The organism is Yersinia antarctica (assembly GCF_056636475.1).
The window spans coordinates 2,560,397-2,581,167 of sequence record NZ_JBSJQF010000001.1; the positions used below are offsets into that span (position 1 = coordinate 2,560,397).

Below are 20,771 nucleotides of genomic sequence, written 5' to 3' on the forward strand. Positions count from 1 at the left end.
CTCTCTGTAGTGCTGAATGAAGGAGGCTCATATAATTCATTTATCTCATTACGGGTTAATATACTGATTCTTGTTTTACCTTTATGCATAATTCCCTCTGCATGTTAAGTCTGTGTTACATAAACTAGATGTCCGAAATATTATAAATTATCAGACACAGTAAAACGGGTTTATCTGTGTGTCTATTAAATCGTAATTTTGGCATAATATACACATCATGTCTGATATTCGATTTAGGGTACATTTTATGCGAACTTTTGGTTATGCGCGGGTCTCAACCAGCCAGCAGTCCCTCGATATTCAGATACGGGCGCTTAAAGAGGCAGGGGTGAAAGCCAACCGCATTTTTACCGACAAAGCATCGGGTAGCCATACTGACAGAGAGGGGCTAGATCTGCTGCGTATGAAGGTGGAGGAAGGTGACGTCATCCTGGTCAAAAAACTCGACCGGCTTGGCCGCGACACTGCCGATATGATCCATCTGATAAAAGAGTTCGATATTCAGGGGGTCGCTGTACGGTTTATTGACGACGGGATTAGCACTGACGGTGAAATGGGGAAAATGGTGGTTACCATCCTGTCAGCCGTAGCACAGGCCGAACGCAGAAGGATCTTAGAGCGCACGAATGAAGGCCGACAGGAAGCCAAGCTGAAAGGCATCAAATTTGGCCGCAGACGTACCGTGGACAGGGACGCCGTGCTGATGCTTCACCAGAAAGGCACTGGTGCAACGGAAATTTCCTGTCAACTCAGAATTGCCCGCTCCACGGTTTATAAAATTCTGGGAGACGAAAAGATCTCGTGATGCTCCTTGATTTATATATTAACATTATAATAATTAATGGTTTTAAGACGTTAGATGGAACTTTTCGGGGCGATGAGTGCCCGGAATCCCAAATATTACTAAACCGTTTGCTTTGCGCCCGGCACATGAACAAAATCACGGATACAATAAAGGCCCCATTCCCGAACGAAACGCAACAAACCATCATGCGTTATGCAGCGAGTAGATACTCTAAAAATACCTCATTCGGTGAGCTGTATTCCAGAGATTTGCGCCCCCGAGTGTTGAGGATGTGCTCCAGTCTCGCAATATCTTCATCGCTGACGCCATTAAAATCGGTTCCTTTCGGATAAAACCGCCGTATCAGACCGTTGGTATGCTCATTCAACCCCCGCTCCCAGGAATGATAAGGCCGGGCAAAGTAAACCTTTGCGCCCGTTACCTGAGTGATGTCCTTATGTTTCGCAAACTCGGGTCCGTTATCTGCCGTCAGGGTTTTAAACTCACAGAAAGTATTCGCCACGATGTCCCTGAACGCTTCCACGACGCTCTCAGCGCACTTATTGGGGAGTTTACGGATAATGACCTGCTTTGTGGCTTTGTCCACGACCGTCAGCAGGAATGACTTCTGGTCTTTGCCAAAAATCGTATCGATTTCAACATGCCCGGGAACCTGTTTGAGTTCAGCCTCAGCAGGCCTGTGCTCAATGCCAACCCTGTCCGGGATGGGCGTGCGTCCGGGCTCACCCGTATCATAGCGATAGCGTTTACCCCGGTGAGGGAGCTGAAGGTAAAGCTTACCGCCAGCCTGTCTGTCCGAACGGATATAGCGGTAGAGGGTATTTTTGCTGACGGCGATATCAAACTGGATTTTCAGTCTCCCACAGATAACCTCAGGGGAGGTATGTACAGCCAGCGCCTGCCGGAGAAAGTCTTGTGTCTGCTGGCCCAGAGGGACACAGGCATTGTGTGCCGAGGTGTCGCCCCGCCGTTGTCTGGCTAAGGCATCAGCGCGTCTGGAGGAGTAAAGTCCGTTGAAGGCGGGGTCCGTATTACGTCTGAGCTCCCGGCTCAGGGTAGAGCGAGAGACGCCGAGCTCTCTGGCAATGCAGGACTGATTAACGCCTTCAGCTTTTCGTTTTTCGATGTAAAAGCGCTCATGCTGAGTCAAATGTTTTCCCTTCATGCAACAGGGTCTCCGACAGGGTCAATACGGCTATTTTATCCGTACCTGACCGGTGGGTCACTTTGTTGCATTTCGTTTGGGAATTGGCGATTAAAATATCATTCAGACTGGCTGCACATCCCCAGAGCGGGAATAAACAGGAAAGCAAAATAAATTGGAATAACGGTGTTTTATTTAAATAGCCATCTGGCAGTTGAACGGTATTAAGGCGCATTTTATTTTCCTTGGTGTAGGGTCTTTAAAAAATCAATAAATTGCGACGCATCAGGATAAGAACGTTGGGTTCCCTTTCCTGTGACACTGTAGGCTGCAAAAGCAGAAGCCATTTCCATCGCTTTTAATATATTGCCGTGCTGGACATATTCAAGAGCAAAACAACCAATAAAAGCATCACCTGCGCCGCTGGTGTCGATGGCGTGGACACTAACCGGTGGCACATGGTCAATGTGTTCACCGTGCATCCATAATGATCCGCGATGCCCCAAAGTAATGATCAGGTTATGTAACCCTTTATCCAATAAGCTGCGCCCTGCACGGTAAATGTTATCCAGACTATCAACTGGCATTCCGGTCAGAATCGCGAGCTCAGTTTCATTTGGCATAAAGAACTCGCACTGACATGCATAGCCGATATCCAATGCTTTAGATGCGGGGGCTGGATTAAGAATGACTTTAATCTGGTGCTGGCGGGCAAAGTCGATAGCGGCGTAGACCGTTTCCAGCGGAATTTCGAGTTGTAGAATAATCAATTGGCAAGCTTTGAGCGCATCAGCAGCAGCATCGACATCCGCGGGTAACAAATGATTGTTAGCGCCTTTGATAATCAAAATTCGATTTTGTGATGATTTATCGACGAAAATCGGAGCCACACCACTCGAGGCCCCTGTAACTGCTTTTACATACTGGGTATCAACCCCAGCTTTTTGTAGATTCCTTATGGTATTTTCCGCAAATAGATCATCACCAACCCGAGTGACCATCATCACATTGGCACCTAACTTGGCAGCGGCAACCGCCTGATTGGCCCCTTTACCGCCGCACCCAATTTCAAAATTTGGTGCCTCCAATGTTTCCCCGACTTGTGGCATTTCATCAATATAAGTGATCAGATCAACCATGTTGGAACCAATTACTGCAATATCCATTGTTAACCCCTTTATTCTAATTTTTACCACGTAATGTTATTGCAATAACATTATCAGCTGACAAATGTTATGTGTGTGACAAAGATCGCAGCAATTGAAGTACACAGCATGGGAAAGACAGGAGTTTGGCATGAATTAAAATGTTATTATTATAACAATTGGTAAGAAATGATAATGTAAATCAGTGATATTTAGAGGATGGATATAATCGTAGCTAACAGAAACTAAAAATCCCGGCCATTATTGCACCGGGATTATTCAGCGAATTGTGTTGTAACAGGTGTATCGTGACTTATTTAATCGCCATAGCATCACGCATGGTAAAGAACAGGTCGGTTTGGTCTGTTAGACCAACCACATTTGCCGCATGTGGTCCGTAAGCTGCTATGCGCAATTGGGTACCCGTGTGCCCTTGAGAATCATCTTCAGAGTTGCCATAGCTTATCGCCATAACTGCGCCATCTTTCGTGGTTAACGCTTGTGTTAAGCCAGGAGCTTTTGCATCTGCTTCAATAATTTGACTGGAATGCGCGTGATCTGCCGTCACAATAACCAAGGTATTACCTTCTGCACGCGCAAACTCCAGTGCTTTTTGTACTGCTTCATCCAAATCGACAGTTTCACCGAACTGACCACAAGGATTCGCCGCATGGTCTTGTTTATCAATGGATGCCCCTTCAACCTGTAAGAAGAATCCTTTTTCGTTATGTTTCAGCAGGTCAATTGCTTTTTCAGTCATCACTGCCAAGGTTGGAATATCTTTAGTACGCTCGGCATTGTTTTCACAAACTACCGGCGGCTTATCTAAATTGCCATGATAAGACGCTTTCGGCCCCTGCCAACGTACTGGCATGTTACCTGGGCTAAATAACCCTAATAGCGGTTTTTGTTGGTCTGCCTGCTTTATTGCATTCAGATCGTCAAGATTTTCGACAATAACATAACCTCGAGCCAAGGCTTGTTCACGCAGAGATTTATCTTTCCATTCACCGGCTTTAGCGACTTGGCTGAATGATTTAGCGCCACCACCCAATGTGACATCCGCGCGCCCGGCAATCATCTGCTCAGTAATTGAACCGCGCCCACCCTTTTCCAGCGCATTGCTACTGCACTTCTCGCTTGTTTCCTCCGGGCCATAGCATTTTCGCCCAGTTACGTGAGCAAACTGTGCCGCAGGAGTGGCATCTTGCAGTTCAGCAGTTGAAACGTTACCAGTTGCTTTACCGGCTTTCTTCGCTAACTCCAACAAGGTGACGTGATCTTTTCCGAACACATCAACACCCAGCGCGCCGTTATACGTTTTTACACCTGAGGACCAAGCTGTTGCGGAGGCAGCTGAGTCAGTCACGTAATCCGGTTTTTGCGTTTTCTTATCTAATGAGTAGTGCGTGTATTGCCCTGTCAGTGGTAACGCATCAATTCCTTTAAAGAAACCACCGGCCCCCATAGCATAGTTACGTGCTGAGGTGATTTCTGAATCGCCCATACCATCGCCAATCAGTAAAATGACATTCTTTACGGTTTTATTGGAAAGCGAATCACGAAGAGCCTGTGTCTGATCACCGGTCAAACGTCGTGCCCCGCCAAATTGAGTGACATCTCCCTTGGCGCTACGGTCATATAAGCCAGTGGCGGAAGCAACAGCATTCGGTGTAAACAATGAACTGGTGAGTATCAGACTGGATAACGCTATGCCGGACAAAGTGGATACGCGGTTCTGCATCGGTATAATTCCTTGTTGTAAAACAGTAATACAATTTGTATTGATTGGTTACAACGGATACTAGAACAAGCGAATGACGCTTTTATGACAGTCGCGATTAATTGTTATCTCTGACAATGCAGGCTCCCCTGACCTTTCCACGCGTTCACCACAGGCTAAATCAGGCCACCGTTGGCGCGTAAAACTTGCCCATTAATCCAGCCACCGTCTTTTCCAACCAGAAAAGCCACGGCTGCCGCCAATTCCCAAACGAAATGCAACAAAGTGACCCACCGGTCAGGTACGGATAAAATAGCCGTATTGACCCTGTCGGAGACCCTGTTGCATGAAGGGAAAACATTTGACTCAGCATGAGCGCTTTTACATCGAAAAACGAAAAGCTGAAGGCGTTAATCAGTCCTGCATTGCCAGAGAGCTCGGCGTCTCTCGCTCTACCCTGAGCCGGGAGCTCAGACGTAATACGGACCCCGCCTTCAACGGACTTTACTCCTCCAGACGCGCTGATGCCTTAGCCAGACAACGGCGGGGCGCCACCTCGGCACACAATGCCTGTGTCCCTCTGGGCCAGCAGACACAAGACTTTCTCCGGCAGGCGCTGGCTGTACATACCTCCCCTGAGGTTATCTGTGGGAGACTGAAAATCCAGTTTGATATCGCCGTCAGCAAAAATACCCTCTACCGCTATATCCGTTCGGACAGACAGGCTGGCGGTAAGCTTTACCTTCAGCTCCCTCACCGGGGTAAACGCTATCGCTATGATACGGGTGAGCCCGGACGCACGCCCATCCCGGACAGGGTTGGCATTGAGCACAGGCCTGCTGAGGCTGAACTCAAACAGGTTCCCGGGCATGTTGAAATCGATACGATTTTTGGCAAAGACCAGAAGTCATTCCTGCTGACGGTCGTGGACAAAGCCACAAAGCAGGTCATTATCCGTAAACTCCCCAATAAGTGCGCTGAGAGCGTCGTGGAAGCGTTCAGGGACATCGTGGCGAATACTTTCTGTGAGTTTAAAACCCTGACGGCAGATAACGGACCCGAGTTTGCGAAACATAAGGACATCACTCAGGTAACGGGCGCAAAGGTTTACTTTGCCCGGCCTTATCATTCCTGGGAGCGGGGGTTGAATGAGCATACCAACGGTCTGATACGGCGGTTTTATCCGAAAGGAACCGATTTTAATGGCGTCAGCGATGAAGATATTGCGAGACTGGAGCACATCCTCAACACTCGGGGGCGCAAATCTCTGGAATACAGCTCACCGAATGAGGTATTTTTAGAGTATCTACTCGCTGCATAACGCATGATGGTTTGTTGCGTTTCGTTCGGGAATGGGGCACCGCCCTACCGCTTCGCGGGCTGTCGGGATGGCGAATGGATTGAACCCTATTTCAATTGTTGTCCCTTGTCATCGGGTCATTGGGCAACAAGGTGCATTGACAGGATATGCCGGTGGAGTGGAGAGAAAACGCTGGTTATTAATGCATGAGGGTTATCTTTTAGCACGCTAACTATTGTTGCTCTTATCAGACGCAAGAAAAGATGTTAAAATTGACGCATATCAATATTAATGGGAATACCCTATGATCCCGGAAAAACGCGTAATCCGACGTATCCAGTCTGGTGGTTGTGCAATTCACTGTCAGGATTGCAGTATTAGCCAGCTCTGTATTCCGTTTACCTTAAATGAAAACGAGCTGGATCAGCTCGACAATATCATTGAAAGGAAGAAACCTATTCAGAAAGGACAGGCGCTGTTTAAAGCGGGTGATGAACTCAAATCCCTGTATGCCATCCGTTCCGGGACCATTAAAAGCTACACCATTACCGAAGAAGGTGATGAGCAAATCACCGGTTTCCATCTGGCGGGTGATTTAGTCGGTTTTGACGCTATCAGCAATTTGCAGCATCCGAGCTTCGCACAAGCTCTGGAAACATCCATGGTTTGTGAAATCCCGTTTGATACGTTGGACGATTTATCCGGCAAAATGCCAAATCTGCGCCAGCAGATGATGCGCCTGATGAGTGGTGAGATCAAAGGTGACCAAGATATGATTTTGCTACTTTCCAAAAAGAATGCAGAAGAGCGTCTGGCGGCCTTTATCTATAATCTGTCTCGCCGTTTTGCTCAACGTGGTTTCTCTCCACGTGAGTTCCGCCTGACGATGACCCGTGGTGATATTGGTAACTATTTAGGTCTGACGGTAGAAACCATCAGCCGTTTACTGGGCCGTTTCCAGAAAAGCGATATTCTGAGTGTGAAAGGTAAGTACATTACTATCGAGAATACCGAAGCTCTGGCCAAACTGGCGGGTAATCCAAGACCAAGTCTGTAACCTGATCAAAACCAGAATAATAAATACCCGATAGATTTCAAGTTGCAGGAAGGCGGTAAGTAACGGCCTCGTAGAGAGCAGGTCTGAGGATCGACCGAGTAACACAAGCCGTCAGCAAATCTGCAACTTGAAAATTTATTGGTCTGCTTCCCCCAGCCACCTATCCTGTTTCCCTTTCATGGTTTACTCTTTAACTAACATACTGTTAATTCACGTTTGTAAGGAGACTCTATGGCAAAGTATCAGAATATTCTGGTTGCTATTGACCCCAATCAGGATGATCAACCTGCACTAAGACGTGCAGTTTACCTTGTGCAGCGCAATGGCGGCACAATCAAAGCATTTTTGGCTATTTATGATCTGTCATATGATATGACCACCCTGCTGTCGCCTGATGAGCGTACCGCAATGCGTAAAGGGGTTATCAGCCAACGTTCCGCATGGATAAGCGAGCAATGCCGCTTTTATCTTGATGCCGGTATTCCAATTGAAATCAAAGTGGTATGGCATAATCGGCCCTATGAGGCCATTATTCAGGAAATCCTGAACGCCAAGCACGATTTGTTGTTAAAAATGGCGCATCAACACGACCGCCTGGAGTCGATTATCTTTACCCCAACCGACTGGCATTTATTGCGTAAGTGCCCATGCCCAGTCTGGATGGTGAAAGATCAACCTTGGCCGGAAGGCGCCACAGCGCTGGTGGCCGTTAACCTCTCAAGTGAAGATCCACTCCATGACCCACTAAATCTCCGTTTGGTCAAAGAGACCAGAGAGTTAGCCGAACATGTCAATCAAACGCCAGTGCATCTGATCAGCGCCTACCCGGTAACCCCAATTAATATCGCCATTGAATTGCCTGATTTTGACCCGAGCGTCTATAACGATGCCATTCGTGGTCAGCATTTGGTTGCGATGAAAGCATTACGCCAGCAATTTGGCATTGATGAAAAATTCACCCATGTTGAAAAAGGTCTCCCTGAAGAGGTTATCCCTGATTTGGCTGAACACTTGCGGGCTGGGGTGGTTGTTCTGGGTACCTTGGGGCGTACTGGGCTATCTGCCGCCTTTATTGGGAATACTACCGAACATGTGATCGACCATCTTAAGTGTGACTTACTGGCAATTAAACCCGAAGGATTTACCTGTCCGATAGAAGGCCATGAAGATCTGGAAGAGATTGAATAACCCTTGTCTGACATCACCCATTGATTAAATCAAAAAGAAGGGCCACCAAATAGGTGGCCCTTGATCTGCGATTCGTAATAACGAATTACAATGCGCGTAAAATTGCTTCTACGCTGTCTTTAGCATCGCCAAACAACATTTGGGTATTTTCTTTAAAGAACAATGGGTTTTGCACGCCAGCATAACCGGTATTCATTGAACGTTTAAAGGCAATAACACTTTGCGCTTTCCATACTTCCAACACCGGCATGCCGGCAATCGGACTACGCGGGTCTTCAAGTGCTGCTGGGTTAACCGTATCGTTGGCACCAATCACCAACACGACATCAGTACTTGGGAAATCATCATTGATTTCATCCATTTCCAGCACTACGTCATAAGGGACCTTGGCTTCAGCCAATAACACGTTCATATGACCTGGCAAACGCCCAGCTACCGGGTGAATACCAAAGCGGACTTTGATGCCCCGCGCTTGTAGTTTTGCAGTAATCTCAGCGACGGGGTATTGTGCCTGTGCCACTGCCATGCCATAACCCGGAGTGATGATAACTGAGCTAGCATTTTTCAGCAGGTCAGCCACTTCTTCAGCCGTGGTTTCACGGTATTCACCCATTTCTTCAGCATTACCGGTTGAAGAACCATCAGTACCAAAGCCACCGGCGATCACACTGATAAATGAGCGATTCATCGCTTTACACATGATGTAAGACAGAATAGCACCGGAAGAACCGACCAAGGCACCCGTTACAATCAACAGGTCATTGCTCAACATGAAACCTGCCGCAGCCGCAGCCCAACCGGAGTAGGAGTTCAGCATTGAGACCACAACCGGCATGTCAGCACCACCGATAGATGCCACCAAGTGCCAGCCAAAGCCCAAAGCAATCACCGTCATCAATAACAACGCGACCACTTGTAAGCTAACGCTGTCGGTTTTGACGAACAGAATCATCAGCAGGAATGACACAACCAGTGCCACCAGATTCAACTTATGGCGTTGTGGCAACATCAGTGGTTTGGATGAGATAATCCCGCGTAACTTACCAAAGGCAACAATAGAACCGGTGAATGTTACTGCCCCGATAAAAATACCTAAGAAGACTTCAGTCAGATGGATATTAACCATCACCGCGTCCATCACCACCGGGCCGTGATCCAGATAGCTGTTAAAGCCAACCAGAACGGCTGCCAGACCGACGAAACTGTGCAAAATGGCAACCAGTTCTGGCATTTCAGTCATTTCGACTTTCTTCGCCAGATAGATACCAATTGCGCCACCAATCACCATGGCAATGATGATCCAGGCAACATTACCTGAATCCGGCCCAAGGATGGTGGCGATAAGCGCGATGGCCATACCGGTCACACCGAAAGTGTTACCTTGTTTGGATGTTTCGTGGCGCGACAGCCCAGCCAAACTGAAAATAAATAAAATCGCAGCAACTATGTACGCAGCTGTAACGAGACCACTAGACATCAGTTACCCCTATATTTTTGTGTGACATTATTTTTATACCCACCGAGTTTTATACCACTCAGTTTTTACGGAACATTTTCAGCATGCGCTGGGTGACCGTAAAGCCACCAAAAATGTTGATACTGGCAATCAGTACGGCAATAAAGGATAAGAAGCTTACCCAACCGCCATGGCCAATCTGCAATAATGCACCGACGACAATAATGCCTGAAATGGCGTTAGTGACTGACATTAAAGGTGTATGTAGTGCATGGCTGACGTTCCACACCACGTAATAACCCACTACGCACGCCAGTGCAAAGACCGTAAAGTGAGATAAAAACTCTTTCGGAGCAACATTTGCTAACCAGCCAAACAACACAACGACCAGTGCCATAATGATGTATTTCGGCCATGGCGAGCTAGGCTTGGCGTCTTCTTTCACAATAGGTTCAGCTTTAGCCGCCTGAGGCTGTGCTGATACCTGAATAGGCGGCGCTGGCCACGTTATTTCACCGGTTTTGACCACGGTTACACCGCGAATCACGGTATCTTCGAAATCAATATCTATCTCACCATTTTTCTCTTTACAGAGTAATTTCAGCAAGTTAACCAAGTTGGTTCCGTAAAGTTGCGATGACTGTGTGGGTAAACGGCTGGGTAGATCGGTATAGCCGATAATTTTTACGCCATTGTCTGTCACTGTCACTTTATCGGCGACGGTCAGTTCACAGTTACCACCGGTTTGCGCGGCCAGGTCAACAATCACACTGCCCGACTTCATGGATGCCACCATCTCTTTGGTGATCAACCGAGGAGCAGGTTTACCCGGAATCAGTGCAGTGGTAACAATGATGTCCACTTCAGCAGCTTGAGCGGCAAACAGTGCCATCTCGGCTTTGATAAAAGCGTCAGACATCACTTTGGCGTAACCATCACCACTGCCCGCTTCTTCCTCAAAGTCCAGCTCAAGGAATTCAGCACCCATACTCTGAACTTGTTCTTTTACTTCTGGGCGGGTGTCGAATGCACGCACGATAGCACCCATACTCCCTGCCGCCCCGATGGCTGCCAAACCTGCAACCCCAGCCCCGATAATTACCACTTTCGCCGGTGGAACTTTACCCGCGGCCGTAATTTGCCCAGTGAAGAAGCGACCAAATTCATGGGCAGCTTCAACAATGGCACGATAGCCGGCTATATTGGCCATTGAACTGAGCGCATCCATCGATTGCGCGCGAGATATGCGCGGCACTGAATCCATGGCCAATACGGTTACCTGACGCTCCGCTAACTTTTGCAGTAATTCCGGGTTTTGAGCTGGCCAGATAAAACTGGCTAACGTACTCCCAGCACGCATCAGGCTAATTTCTTCCTCAAGGGTCGCATTCACTTTGAGGATAAGGTCGGATTGCCACACATCGGTGGTATCCGTAATGGTGGCACCCGCTTCCTGGTACGCCGCATCGTCGAAGCTGGCTAAGTGACCAGCTCCACTTTCAATCGCCACGGTGAAGCCTAATTTCAGCAGTTGTTCCACCGTTTTCGGCGTTGCTGCAACACGGGCTTCATTGGCCAACCGCTCTTTTGGTACACCAATACGCATAATGTTCCCTTTTTACCTGTCTTTGATGATGAGTATTGCCATATCCATCTTACTCGGCGTTGCTGGGACGTTAGCGACTTACACTCACCCGAACCACTGACGTGAGATTCGTTTGCTTGCAGCCTACCGGCAACACCCACTAATTTGGGTATGCTTCAGTTCTATTTGGTTACTGATAAACCTGCGTTGCTACAGCTCCCTATAACCTACTGAAAATGTGACTGATGATCCATATCTGTGTGTGCTTCTGGTGCAGTTTTTGCACTAAAACTGGCAGGCGGAAAGAACTCTCTATAATTCACTACAAAAATAATATTTACTAGCGGCTTGTCCTGCAACTTTGCACCAAAATAACAAGCCGGACAATAATGAGGCAGCCCAGTAATGGCGCGGCATCAGGTTAGCAAAATGTAAATAATCAGCACTTATGACGTTAAAGCAATTATTCGTAAAGCTTATCCCTATTATTGCTGTAAAGTACCGGCGGGCTAATCTTCAGAATTGATATACTAAGTCATATAAATTGCTGAGACACCCGCCATTATTACATGTAATAATCATCTGCTATTCTGTTACACATCAATTGTTCCGCACGTATCAACGTTAATGCGCAAGGCGAAAGGATTTTTTATGAAGCTGAAATACACGATCATCGCATCGGCATTGCTATCACTCACCGCGCTTTCTGCTGCACAAGCGGCAAAAGAACTCGCGCCTGAGCAAGCAGCAGCCATTAAGCCATTTGATCGCATTACTATTACTGGCCGATTTAATGCAATAAATGAAGCAGCGGATGCGGTATCCCGCCGTGCTGACAAATTGGGTGCAGACTCCTTCTATATTCAGGATATCAACAGCAACAATAATGGCGGCAACTGGCGTGTAACGGCCGATGTTTATCATAACGATGCCGCGGAAGTGAGCAAAGAAACCCAGTATCGCGTCTTTAATGATGTGAAAGAATTGCCAAAAGCAGAAGCCTACGCGCTTCAGCCTTATGATACCGTTTCTGTTAGTGGCTTCTTCCGCAGCCAGCCTGATATCAACGATGCCATTTCAAAAGCGGCAAAAGAGAAAGGGGCTTACTCCTTCTTTATCGTACGTCAGGTTGATGCAAACCAAGGCGGCAACCAGTTTGTTACGGCATATGTTTATAAAGCAGATGCGGCAAAACGTGTTGTCCAGAGCCCGGATGTTATTCCTGCCGATTCTGATGCTGGTCGTGCGGCACTGGCTGCCGGTGGCGCAGCTGCTGCCAACGTTGAAATCCCAGGTGTTGCCTCTTCAGGTACGCCAAGTGCTGATGTGGGCCGTTTCTTCGAAACGCAATCATCAACCGGTAAACGTTACACTGTCACCCTGAATGATGGTACTCAAATTCAGGAGCTGAATAACACGACAGCCGCACAGATGGTGCCGTTTGATTCTATTACCTTTAGCGGTCACTACAACAGCATGACTGACGTATCTCATGAAGTGGCTAAACGTGCTGCGGCAAAAGGTGCGAAGTATTACCATGTGACTCGCCAGTGGCAGAACCAAAGTGGTGGTAACCTGAGTGTTAGCGCTGACTTGTTCAAATAAGTTTGCTTAAATCGTTACTGTAAGGGCAGCTCCGTGCTGCCTTTTTTTATGTGTCTGCTGTTGTCCTGCTTCTTATTGGTACGGACTGAATAATTTTTTGCCCAAATCGCATAACCAATCATTGCATGATCGCGTTCCACTCCGTAAAATCTCCCCAAAAATTTGGGGCTATTATCTGTCAATTATCGATAATCTTTCCTCATATAATGCTGCTTACAAGTCAGTAACCATTCATTAATACTTTCAAAACCAGGATCCATAATTGGAAAAAAAACTCGGCCTGACTGCGTTAACCGCGCTGGTCCTTAGCTCAATGCTGGGAGCGGGTGTCTTCAGCTTACCGCAAAATATGGCAGAAGTTGCCAGCCCTGCGGCACTGCTTATCGGCTGGAGTATTACCGGCGTGGGGATCATCTTCCTGGCGTTTGCCATGCTGTTACTGACGCGTTTGCGCCCTGATCTCGATGGCGGAATATTCACCTATGCCAAAGAAGGCTTTGGTGATCTTATCGGTTTTTTCTCAGCCTGGGGTTACTGGCTATGCGCCGTTATTGCTAATGTCTCTTACTTAGTAATTGTTTTTGCTGCATTAAGCTTCTTTACTGATAAATCGGGTCACATTATCTTCGGTGAAGGGAATACTTGGCAGGCATTGCTGGGAGCCTCCTTCCTGCTATGGTTGGTGCATGCACTGGTTCTGCGCGGTGTCCAAACCGCCGCCAGTATTAACCTGGCCGCCACCTTGGCAAAACTGCTGCCTATCGGTGGTTTTATTGTGTTGGCGGGACTTGCATTCAGCCTTGATACTTTCAGTTTTGATTTTAGTGGTGTCGCGCTGCATACCCCGGTCTGGCAGCAGGTTAAGGACACCATGCTAATAACGCTCTGGGTCTTTATTGGTGTGGAAGGCGCAGTCGTTGTTTCGGCCCGCGCACGCAATAAAAAAGATGTGGGTCGGGCAACCATGTTAGCCGTACTTTCTGCCCTGTGCGTTTATTTGCTCATTACCCTATTGTCTCTTGGCGTAGTGCCGCGGGCTGAGTTAGCAGGCATGCGTAATCCGTCGATGGCTGGAATTATGGTCGAGATGATTGGCCCTTGGGGGGAAGTCATCATTGCCACTGGGCTCATTATTTCTGTGTGTGGCGCTTATCTTAGCTGGACCATTATGGCTGCTGAAGTGCCGATGGTTGCAGCTAAGCACGGGGCTTTTCCCAAAATGTTCCGCCATCAGAATAAAAACAATGCACCGGCACAATCTTTGTGGTTAACCAACTGCGCAGTACAGGTGGCTCTGATTCTGATTTGGCTGACGGGTAGCAACTACAATACCTTACTAACAATTGCGTCAGAAATGATTCTGGTACCCTATTTCCTCGTGGGAGCCTTCTTATTTAAAGTCGCCTTAAAGCGTCATGACTGGCGTTTGATTGTTGCTGCCAGTGGCGCGTGCTTGTATGGTTTGTGGTTAATTTATGCTGCCGGATTAGTGTACCTGCTGTTGTCCGTTCTGTTATATGCCCCAGGATTATTGGTATTTATTTATGCGCGCAAAGGGCATGAAGGGCTGAAATTACTCAATACCGTGGAGCGAGCGGCTATCTGCCTGGTGTTGATTGCAACTATTCCAGCAACCTGGCTCGCGATGCATTAAGCCCGAATAAAAGCGGCGAAAAATAAGATCTCAAATGGGCTGACCGCGTTACCTCAGTTTGCCCGTTTGAGTATCGTCTGTTAACTAATGATTAGCTGCTCCCGCCAAATCCACCGATAAACACTCCCCCTGCTGGTTTAATTTTATCGATTCCGGCAATTTTTGTTTAATCTCACCGAGTTGATCAGTATCCAAAGGGTAAGGCAACTGGATATCCAACACCGTAATGCCCTGTTGTTCGGCTAGCCGAATCAAGCGAACAATATTGGTTTGGTCATTAAGCTGGGTAGATAATACCTGTAAGGCCAATGCTTTAAGCCGCTCTTGCGGTGTTTTTTCCGATTCAGTCTGCGATTTTACTACCATGCCAAATATCGGCATAACACCATAAATCGCATCGATAAAACTCCACCGTTTTTTGCATGATGCGGCTAAAAATTCCGTGTAATTGAAACAAACCTTTTCACTGTGCGCTGGCGCACCAATGTGTTCGCCACTCATCCCTCAGTCCTCAGCTGATCGATACAGCTATTCATTAATCGTAAGTATTGATATATAAACGATAGGCGCAACAAAATAGAGATGACGATATAATCACTTTTATTAATATAATGAAATGATTTACCTGTTGTCTAGCAATCACTCATCAGCATTAATGATAAGCGGAATAAATAACATGCATAGTATTGCTGTCAACTGCGCGCTATGCTGAATTCTGGCACCTTTATAAACTGAAAAACATGACCAAAATTGTTTTTGTGGAAGACGACCCGGAAGTCGGAAAATTGATTGCTGCCTATCTGGGTAAGCATGACATTGATGTGTTTGTAGAACCCCGTGGCGATACGGCCCAGGCGGTGATTGAACAACAACAACCGGACTTGGTATTGCTTGATATCATGTTGCCAGGAAAAGATGGCATGACGCTGTGTCGTGATTTGCGGCCGGTTTATGAGGGGCCGATTGTGCTACTGACCTCGCTTGACAGTGATATGAACCATATTCTGTCGCTTGAAATGGGCGCAAATGACTATATTCTCAAAACCACACCACCCGCAGTACTGCTAGCACGCCTACGGCTACATCTTCGCCAGCATAATCAGCAACAAAGCAAAGAGATCATTAGTCCGCCATTTACCGGTCATAATGCGATTCATTTCGGCTTACTCTGTATCGATCCGGTAAACCGCCAAGTTAATCTTAATGATGAAGAGATAACATTATCCACGTCTGATTTTGATTTGTTATGGGAGTTAGCTACCCATGCAGGAATAATAATGGACCGTGAAGCGCTACTGAAAAATTTACGCGGCGTCAGCTACGACGGCATGGACCGCAGTATAGACGTTGCCATCTCGCGTTTGCGGCGCAAACTCTATGACAATGCTTTCGAGCCATTTCGCATCAAAACCGTGCGTAATAAAGGCTATTTATTCGCCCCCAATGCCTGGGAGTCCGTGCAACAATGAGGAAGCTATTTATTCAGTTTTTCTTATTGCTGTTCGTCTGTTTTATGGTGATGGCGATGCTGGTTGGCTTGGTTTACAAAGTCACCGCAGAGCGTGCTGGCAGGCAGTCATTAGATGACCTGATGAAAAGTTCACTTTCGTTGATGCGCAGTGAATTGCGGGAAATTCCCCTGAAGGATTGGAATAAAACCATTGCTACACTGGACTTAAATCTTTCCTTTCAGTTGCATATAGAACCTCTCGATAAACGGGATCTCGGCGAGCGTTTGAATAAACGCCTGCGCGCCGGTGAAATTATTGCGTTAGATGATGAATATACTTTCCTGCAACGTATCCCACGCAGTCACTACGTTCTTGCTGTCGGCCCAGTCCCCTATTTATTTTATTTGCATCAAATGCGCCTGCTCGACTTGGCCTTATTAATCCTGATTGGTATGTCCTTAGCGCTGCCAGTATTCTTGTGGATGCGCCCGCACTGGAAAGACCTACTGAAACTGGAGAATGCGGCTCAGCGACTGGGGGCTGGCTATCTTGACGAGCGAACCCATTTTGATCCTACGTCCAGTTTAAACCGCTTAGGCGTAGCGTTTAATCAAATGGCTGACAATATCAATACTCTGATTGTTAGTAAGAAATTACTCATTGATGGTATTGCTCATGAACTCCGCACACCGCTCGTGCATTTACGCTATCGTTTAGCGATGAGTGACAACCTGACAGAAAGTGAACAATTGGCTTTAAATCATGATATTGGCCAGTTAGAAGCACTGATTGATGAGTTACTGACCTACGCTCGATTGGACCGCCCGCAGGTTTCCCTTAATCTGGAACCCATCGACCTACCCGCCTGGTTAACAGCAAAAGTCGTGGATATGCGCTTAATCCATAGTGATCGGGAAATCGAACTCGATATCCCCCATCGCGGTGACTTTGGTGCTGTTGACCTTCGTCTGATGGAGCGCGTATTAGATAATCTGGTTAATAACGCGCTACGCTATTCCACTCAACGACTGCGTATCGGATTATGGTTTGATGGTGACAACGCCTGCTTGCAAGTTGAAGATGATGGGCCTGGTATCCCTTTGGAAGAGCGCGCACGCGTTTTTGAACCTTTTGTTCGCCTCGATCCCAGCCGCGACCGGGCAACGGGAGGCTGTGGCTTGGGCTTGGCGATTGTTCACTCCATCGCACTGGCTTATCAAGGCAGTATCTCCGTCGATGCCAGTTCATTAGGCGGTGCCAGTTTCCGTTTCTGTTGGCCGGTAAAAAGCCTTTACTCACTGTCCGTTGCTCAAGATTAAGCACTAACTTTTACTTTGGAGTGTTTTATGACCACCGCTTACCACCACCTGCGTACAACCTTTACCCGGCTTGCACGTTTCGAACACCTGTCGGCTATTGCCGGATGGGATATGCAGACTATGATGCCAGTGAAAGGTAACCTTGCCCGCTCAGAAGCGATGGCGGAGCTGAATGTCTTACAACACCAGATATTAACGGCCAACCAGGTTGGTGAATGGTTAAAACAAGCTGAGCAAGAAACACTTGATGATATTGAGCAGGCAAATTTATGCGAAATGCGTCGCCATTATGACAATGCAGTCCTGCTGCCAGAAGCACTGGTAGAAGCTAAATCACTGGCAGGGGCGCGATGTGAGCATGCATGGCGGCAACAGCGTATCGCTAATGATTGGCATGGTTTTGCAAAGAACTTGCGGGAAGTGGTAAAACTCAGCCGTGAAGAAGCCTCGATACGTTCTCAGGCGGCTGGTATATCGGGTTATGACGCATTACTTAATCTCTATGAACCAGGGACTAACAGTGCCGATTTAGACCGTATATTTGGTGATCTTAAGCAATGGCTACCTGACCTATTACAAAAAGTGACGGCTAAACAAGCCAATGAAAACTGCCTGATACCACAGGGCACTTTTGACGTGGAAAAACAGCGTCAGCTTGGGTTACAAGTGATGAAAGTACTCGGTTTTGACTTTGACGGCGGGCGGGTCGATGTCAGTGTACATCCGTTCTGCGGTGGTGTTCCTCAAGACGTACGCATTACAACTCGTTATAACGAACAAGAATTTCTCAGTTCATTAATGGGTATTGTGCATGAAACAGGCCATGCCCGTTATGAGCAAAATCTACCACGTGAATGGTTAGGGCAACCCATTTCCCATGCACGGTCAACCGCCATCCATGAGTCCCAAAGCTTACTGTTTGAGATGCAATTAGCACGCAGTAATGAATTCTTACAAGTGATCCGCCCACTGGTAGCAAACCAATTTGGGGATCAACCCGCTTTTGCGCAACAGAACTTCATAGCTCTCAATCAACGGGTTAAAACGGGTTTTATTCGAGTTGATGCCGATGAAGTGAGCTATCCTGCCCATGTTATATTGCGGTATGAAATCGAAAAAGCGTTGATCAGTGGTGAAATCGAAGTAGATGATATCCCTATGCTGTGGAATGAGAAAATGCAGCAATACCTCGGTATTAATACTGAGGGTAATTACCGTAACGGATGTATGCAAGATATCCATTGGACCGATGGTGCTTTTGGCTATTTCCCAACGTATACATTGGGTGCAATGTATGCAGCGCAACTGTTCCAAACTGCCCGTGATGCTATGCCGGGGCTGGATAAAAGTATCGCTAGTGGCGATCTCAGCGCCCTATTCACCTGGTTACAACAGAATATCTGGCAGCATGGCAGTCGTTACTCAACCGCAGAATTAATTACCAAGGCTACCGGTGAAACACTTAACCCTCGCTATTTCCGCCAACATTTAGAGCGGCGCTATTTGTAATTTATTGCGTGTTAGTCTGCGCCTAACCTCTCATTAGGGTTGGGCGCCTTCTCCCTGCATAACTCAAATTACATCCCCACTATCAAGCGACGTTGATGTTACATAAGACGATAAGTTTATTAAAAGGCTATATGTATGTTGTAACTAAAATAAGTGATTTAGTCGGTTATTTATCTGGTTTATTGCCGTTGTACAATCGGTTACAAGCCGAAACCAATGACTCACGGAAGCCAGTATATATTTCCTCTACTCTCTTTATAACGACCCAACGGGGCCGATATACAAACAGAACACTGAGGAATAAATTATGAAAACAGTATTAGCTCTGATTGTTGCTGCAACCTTGGGTGTATCATCTATAGCAATAGCCGCCGACACCGTTGCACCACCGGCAGCACCCGTTGTTACAGCACCTGTAGCTCATAGTGCACCGGCTAAAACCATTCACCACAAGAAAGCTAAAAAATCTGATTCGATGAAAAAAATGGATAAAGCAGCCCCGGTGCAAAAAGCACAGGCAGCCAAAAAACACCATAAAAAAGCGACACACAGTAAGTCAGCTCCAACCGCAGTGCCAGTGACCAAATAGCGGCAGCATTTAACTTGTGAAAGCTACAACAGGCTCTCACGATTGACCTGCAACAGCGATTCACTCGACACCCGGTTTACCGGGTGTTTTTTATTAGGAGTGCTGATAATGCTGCGCCATTATTTATTTGAAATCACTTTAGCCATATTAGTTATTTGCGGTCTGATCACATTATTCTTTTATTTATAGTACCAACGGCCGATAGCGCTCTAAAATTATCGAAAAATCAATTACTGACAACATATGACACAACTTATTATGTCTATAGTTAGCGCTAGTAGAGCCGTGATTGGTCGTCTAATCAGCAGGTCTCAGGTGTGTTAATGGATAACCTTTGGTCAGTAAATAAAGGCAAGGCTAATTATTTATGCGTTTATCTTCATTATTACTATTGAGTCTGTTGCCACTTTCCATCTCTACGGCTTTAGCCCTTCCCCCCACTGACAAGCCGGATGATGAAAGCAGCATTGCGGATCAAACCACGTTGTTCTTCGGGAAAGATGACCGTACAGCGATAACAAATAGTACGGAGTGGCCGTGGCAAGCCATTGGGCAAGTTGAAACAACCAGTGGCAACCTTTGCACAGCAACGTTAATCTCCCCTCGTCTGGCGCTCACCGCAGGCCATTGCGTTCTTACCCCACCGGGGAAAATTGATCGCGCTGTTGCCTTACGTTTTATTTCTCATGATGGTCATTGGAAGTACCAGATTACCCGACTGGAAACGCTGGTTGATGCCAAATTAGGTAAAAAACTTAAACCTGATGGCGATGGTTGGATAGTTCCACCCGCCGCCGCCGCTTATGATTTTGCACTTATTCGGTTAACTAACACAAAGCCTATCCCGATTAAGCCGTTACCGCTTTGGGATGGAACCTCAAGTGAGCTGACACAAGCGCTTAAATTGGTTAATCGTAAAATAACTCAAGCGGGTTATCCCCTTGATCATCTTGAAACTTTATACAGCCATGAAGACTGTCTGGTTACCGGGTGGGCACAACAGGGCGTACTCTCACACCAATGCGATACCTTGCCAGGTGACAGTGGTTCCCCACTATTACTAAAAAATGACGACACGTGGTCTTTAATTGCGATTCAAAGTTCTGCACCGGCCGCCAAAGACCGCTATCTTGCGGATAATCGCGCCCTAGCGGTAACGGCGATTAGAGAACGGTTAAAAACGCTCGCTAAAAATGCAGCAAAGTGACCACTTTATTCAGTGATACACAGAGTGAGGGATA

The 20,771-nt window shown here is 47.0% G+C and carries 17 protein-coding genes and 3 pseudogenes; 12 read left to right on the top strand and 8 right to left on the bottom strand.

Features of this window, described 5'->3' with window-relative positions; genetic code table 11:
• Nucleotides 1-247 precede the first annotated feature (247 nt).
• Nucleotides 248-805, top strand: a complete 558-nt coding sequence (locus ACWJJO_RS11815; RefSeq protein ID WP_481091045.1) for a recombinase family protein — start codon at nt 248-250, stop codon at nt 803-805.
• Between the two features lie 190 nt (nt 806-995).
• Here ACWJJO_RS11815 and ACWJJO_RS11820 read toward each other — a convergent pair whose 3' ends face one another.
• The 5 genes and pseudogenes from ACWJJO_RS11820 to ACWJJO_RS11840 all read right to left on the bottom strand — a co-directional run.
• On the bottom strand, nt 996-1,970 hold the full coding sequence (locus ACWJJO_RS11820) for an IS30 family transposase (RefSeq protein WP_481090619.1): 975 nt from the start codon (nt 1,968-1,970) through the stop codon (nt 996-998).
• Nucleotides 1,971-2,058: 88 nt separating this feature from the next.
• Nucleotides 2,059-2,184 (bottom strand): annotated as a pseudogene (locus ACWJJO_RS11825) (hypothetical protein); the annotation flags it as partial.
• 1 nt (nt 2,185) lies between these two features.
• Nucleotides 2,186-3,115: a ribokinase gene (gene rbsK, locus ACWJJO_RS11830; RefSeq protein WP_481091046.1), complete on the bottom strand. Its 930-nt coding sequence runs from the start codon at nt 3,113-3,115 to the stop codon at nt 2,186-2,188.
• A gap of 292 nt (nt 3,116-3,407) precedes the next feature.
• The gene (phoA, locus tag ACWJJO_RS11835; protein ID WP_442820877.1) at nt 3,408-4,838 is read right to left on the bottom strand and encodes an alkaline phosphatase; all 1,431 of its coding nucleotides are present in this window, start codon (nt 4,836-4,838) and stop codon (nt 3,408-3,410) included.
• A 155-nt stretch (nt 4,839-4,993) separates the two neighbouring features.
• Nucleotides 4,994-5,083, bottom strand: a pseudogene (locus tag ACWJJO_RS11840) (3-ketoacyl-ACP reductase); the annotation flags it as partial.
• A gap of 80 nt (nt 5,084-5,163) precedes the next feature.
• On the opposite strand from ACWJJO_RS11840, the gene ACWJJO_RS11845 reads away from it, so the two are divergent.
• The 4 genes and pseudogenes from ACWJJO_RS11845 to uspE all read left to right on the top strand — a co-directional run bounded on the left by ACWJJO_RS11845 (nt 5,164) and on the right by uspE (nt 8,362).
• A complete protein-coding gene (locus ACWJJO_RS11845; protein WP_481090692.1) occupies nt 5,164-6,138 on the top strand; it encodes an IS30 family transposase in 975 nt (324 codons plus the stop codon).
• Between the two features lie 37 nt (nt 6,139-6,175).
• A pseudogene (locus tag ACWJJO_RS11850) lies at nt 6,176-6,349 on the top strand (methylated-DNA--[protein]-cysteine S-methyltransferase); the annotation flags it as partial.
• Between the two features lie 72 nt (nt 6,350-6,421).
• Entirely contained in the window at nt 6,422-7,174 is a 753-nt protein-coding gene (locus ACWJJO_RS11855; RefSeq protein WP_004390269.1) for an FNR family transcription factor, read from the top strand.
• 231 nt (nt 7,175-7,405) lie between these two features.
• Nucleotides 7,406-8,362, top strand: a complete 957-nt coding sequence (uspE, locus tag ACWJJO_RS11860; RefSeq protein WP_083158802.1) for a universal stress protein UspE — start codon at nt 7,406-7,408, stop codon at nt 8,360-8,362.
• Nucleotides 8,363-8,447: 85 nt separating this feature from the next.
• Here uspE and pntB read toward each other — a convergent pair whose 3' ends face one another.
• Nucleotides 8,448-9,839 carry a Re/Si-specific NAD(P)(+) transhydrogenase subunit beta gene (gene pntB, locus ACWJJO_RS11865; protein WP_083158801.1) on the bottom strand — a complete coding sequence of 464 codons (1,392 nt, stop codon included), beginning with the start codon at nt 9,837-9,839 and terminating at the stop codon, nt 8,448-8,450.
• A 58-nt stretch (nt 9,840-9,897) separates the two neighbouring features.
• Nucleotides 9,898-11,424, bottom strand: a complete 1,527-nt coding sequence (pntA, locus tag ACWJJO_RS11870; RefSeq protein WP_481091047.1) for a Re/Si-specific NAD(P)(+) transhydrogenase subunit alpha — start codon at nt 11,422-11,424, stop codon at nt 9,898-9,900.
• A gap of 630 nt (nt 11,425-12,054) precedes the next feature.
• Between pntA and ydgH the strand changes: the two genes are divergently transcribed.
• Both ydgH and ACWJJO_RS11880 read left to right on the top strand, forming a co-directional pair.
• Entirely contained in the window at nt 12,055-13,008 is a 954-nt protein-coding gene (ydgH, locus tag ACWJJO_RS11875; RefSeq protein WP_083158798.1) for a DUF1471 family protein YdgH, read from the top strand.
• A 262-nt stretch (nt 13,009-13,270) separates the two neighbouring features.
• Nucleotides 13,271-14,662 (top strand): amino acid permease, encoded by a 1,392-nt coding sequence (locus ACWJJO_RS11880; RefSeq protein WP_083158797.1) that lies wholly within the window; start codon nt 13,271-13,273, stop codon nt 14,660-14,662.
• Nucleotides 14,663-14,746: 84 nt separating this feature from the next.
• Here the strand turns inward: ACWJJO_RS11880 and ACWJJO_RS11885 are convergent, their stop codons facing one another.
• Nucleotides 14,747-15,163 (bottom strand): hypothetical protein, encoded by a 417-nt coding sequence (locus tag ACWJJO_RS11885; protein WP_083158796.1) that lies wholly within the window; start codon nt 15,161-15,163, stop codon nt 14,747-14,749.
• 239 nt (nt 15,164-15,402) lie between these two features.
• On the opposite strand from ACWJJO_RS11885, the gene rstA reads away from it, so the two are divergent.
• From rstA to ACWJJO_RS11910, 5 genes are all read left to right on the top strand, one after another.
• Nucleotides 15,403-16,131: a two-component system response regulator RstA gene (gene rstA / locus ACWJJO_RS11890; protein WP_083163624.1), complete on the top strand. Its 729-nt coding sequence runs from the start codon at nt 15,403-15,405 to the stop codon at nt 16,129-16,131.
• Nucleotides 16,128-17,432, top strand: a complete 1,305-nt coding sequence (gene rstB / locus ACWJJO_RS11895; RefSeq protein WP_481091048.1) for a two-component system sensor histidine kinase RstB — start codon at nt 16,128-16,130, stop codon at nt 17,430-17,432. Before rstA ends, rstB begins: the two co-directional genes overlap by 4 nt.
• A gap of 27 nt (nt 17,433-17,459) precedes the next feature.
• Nucleotides 17,460-18,941: a carboxypeptidase M32 gene (locus ACWJJO_RS11900; protein ID WP_193784657.1), complete on the top strand. Its 1,482-nt coding sequence runs from the start codon at nt 17,460-17,462 to the stop codon at nt 18,939-18,941.
• A gap of 307 nt (nt 18,942-19,248) precedes the next feature.
• On the top strand, nt 19,249-19,530 hold the full coding sequence (gene asr, locus ACWJJO_RS11905; RefSeq protein WP_481091049.1) for an acid resistance repetitive basic protein Asr: 282 nt from the start codon (nt 19,249-19,251) through the stop codon (nt 19,528-19,530).
• A gap of 367 nt (nt 19,531-19,897) precedes the next feature.
• Nucleotides 19,898-20,737: a trypsin-like serine peptidase gene (locus ACWJJO_RS11910; protein ID WP_481091050.1), complete on the top strand. Its 840-nt coding sequence runs from the start codon at nt 19,898-19,900 to the stop codon at nt 20,735-20,737.
• Nucleotides 20,738-20,771 lie beyond the last annotated feature (34 nt).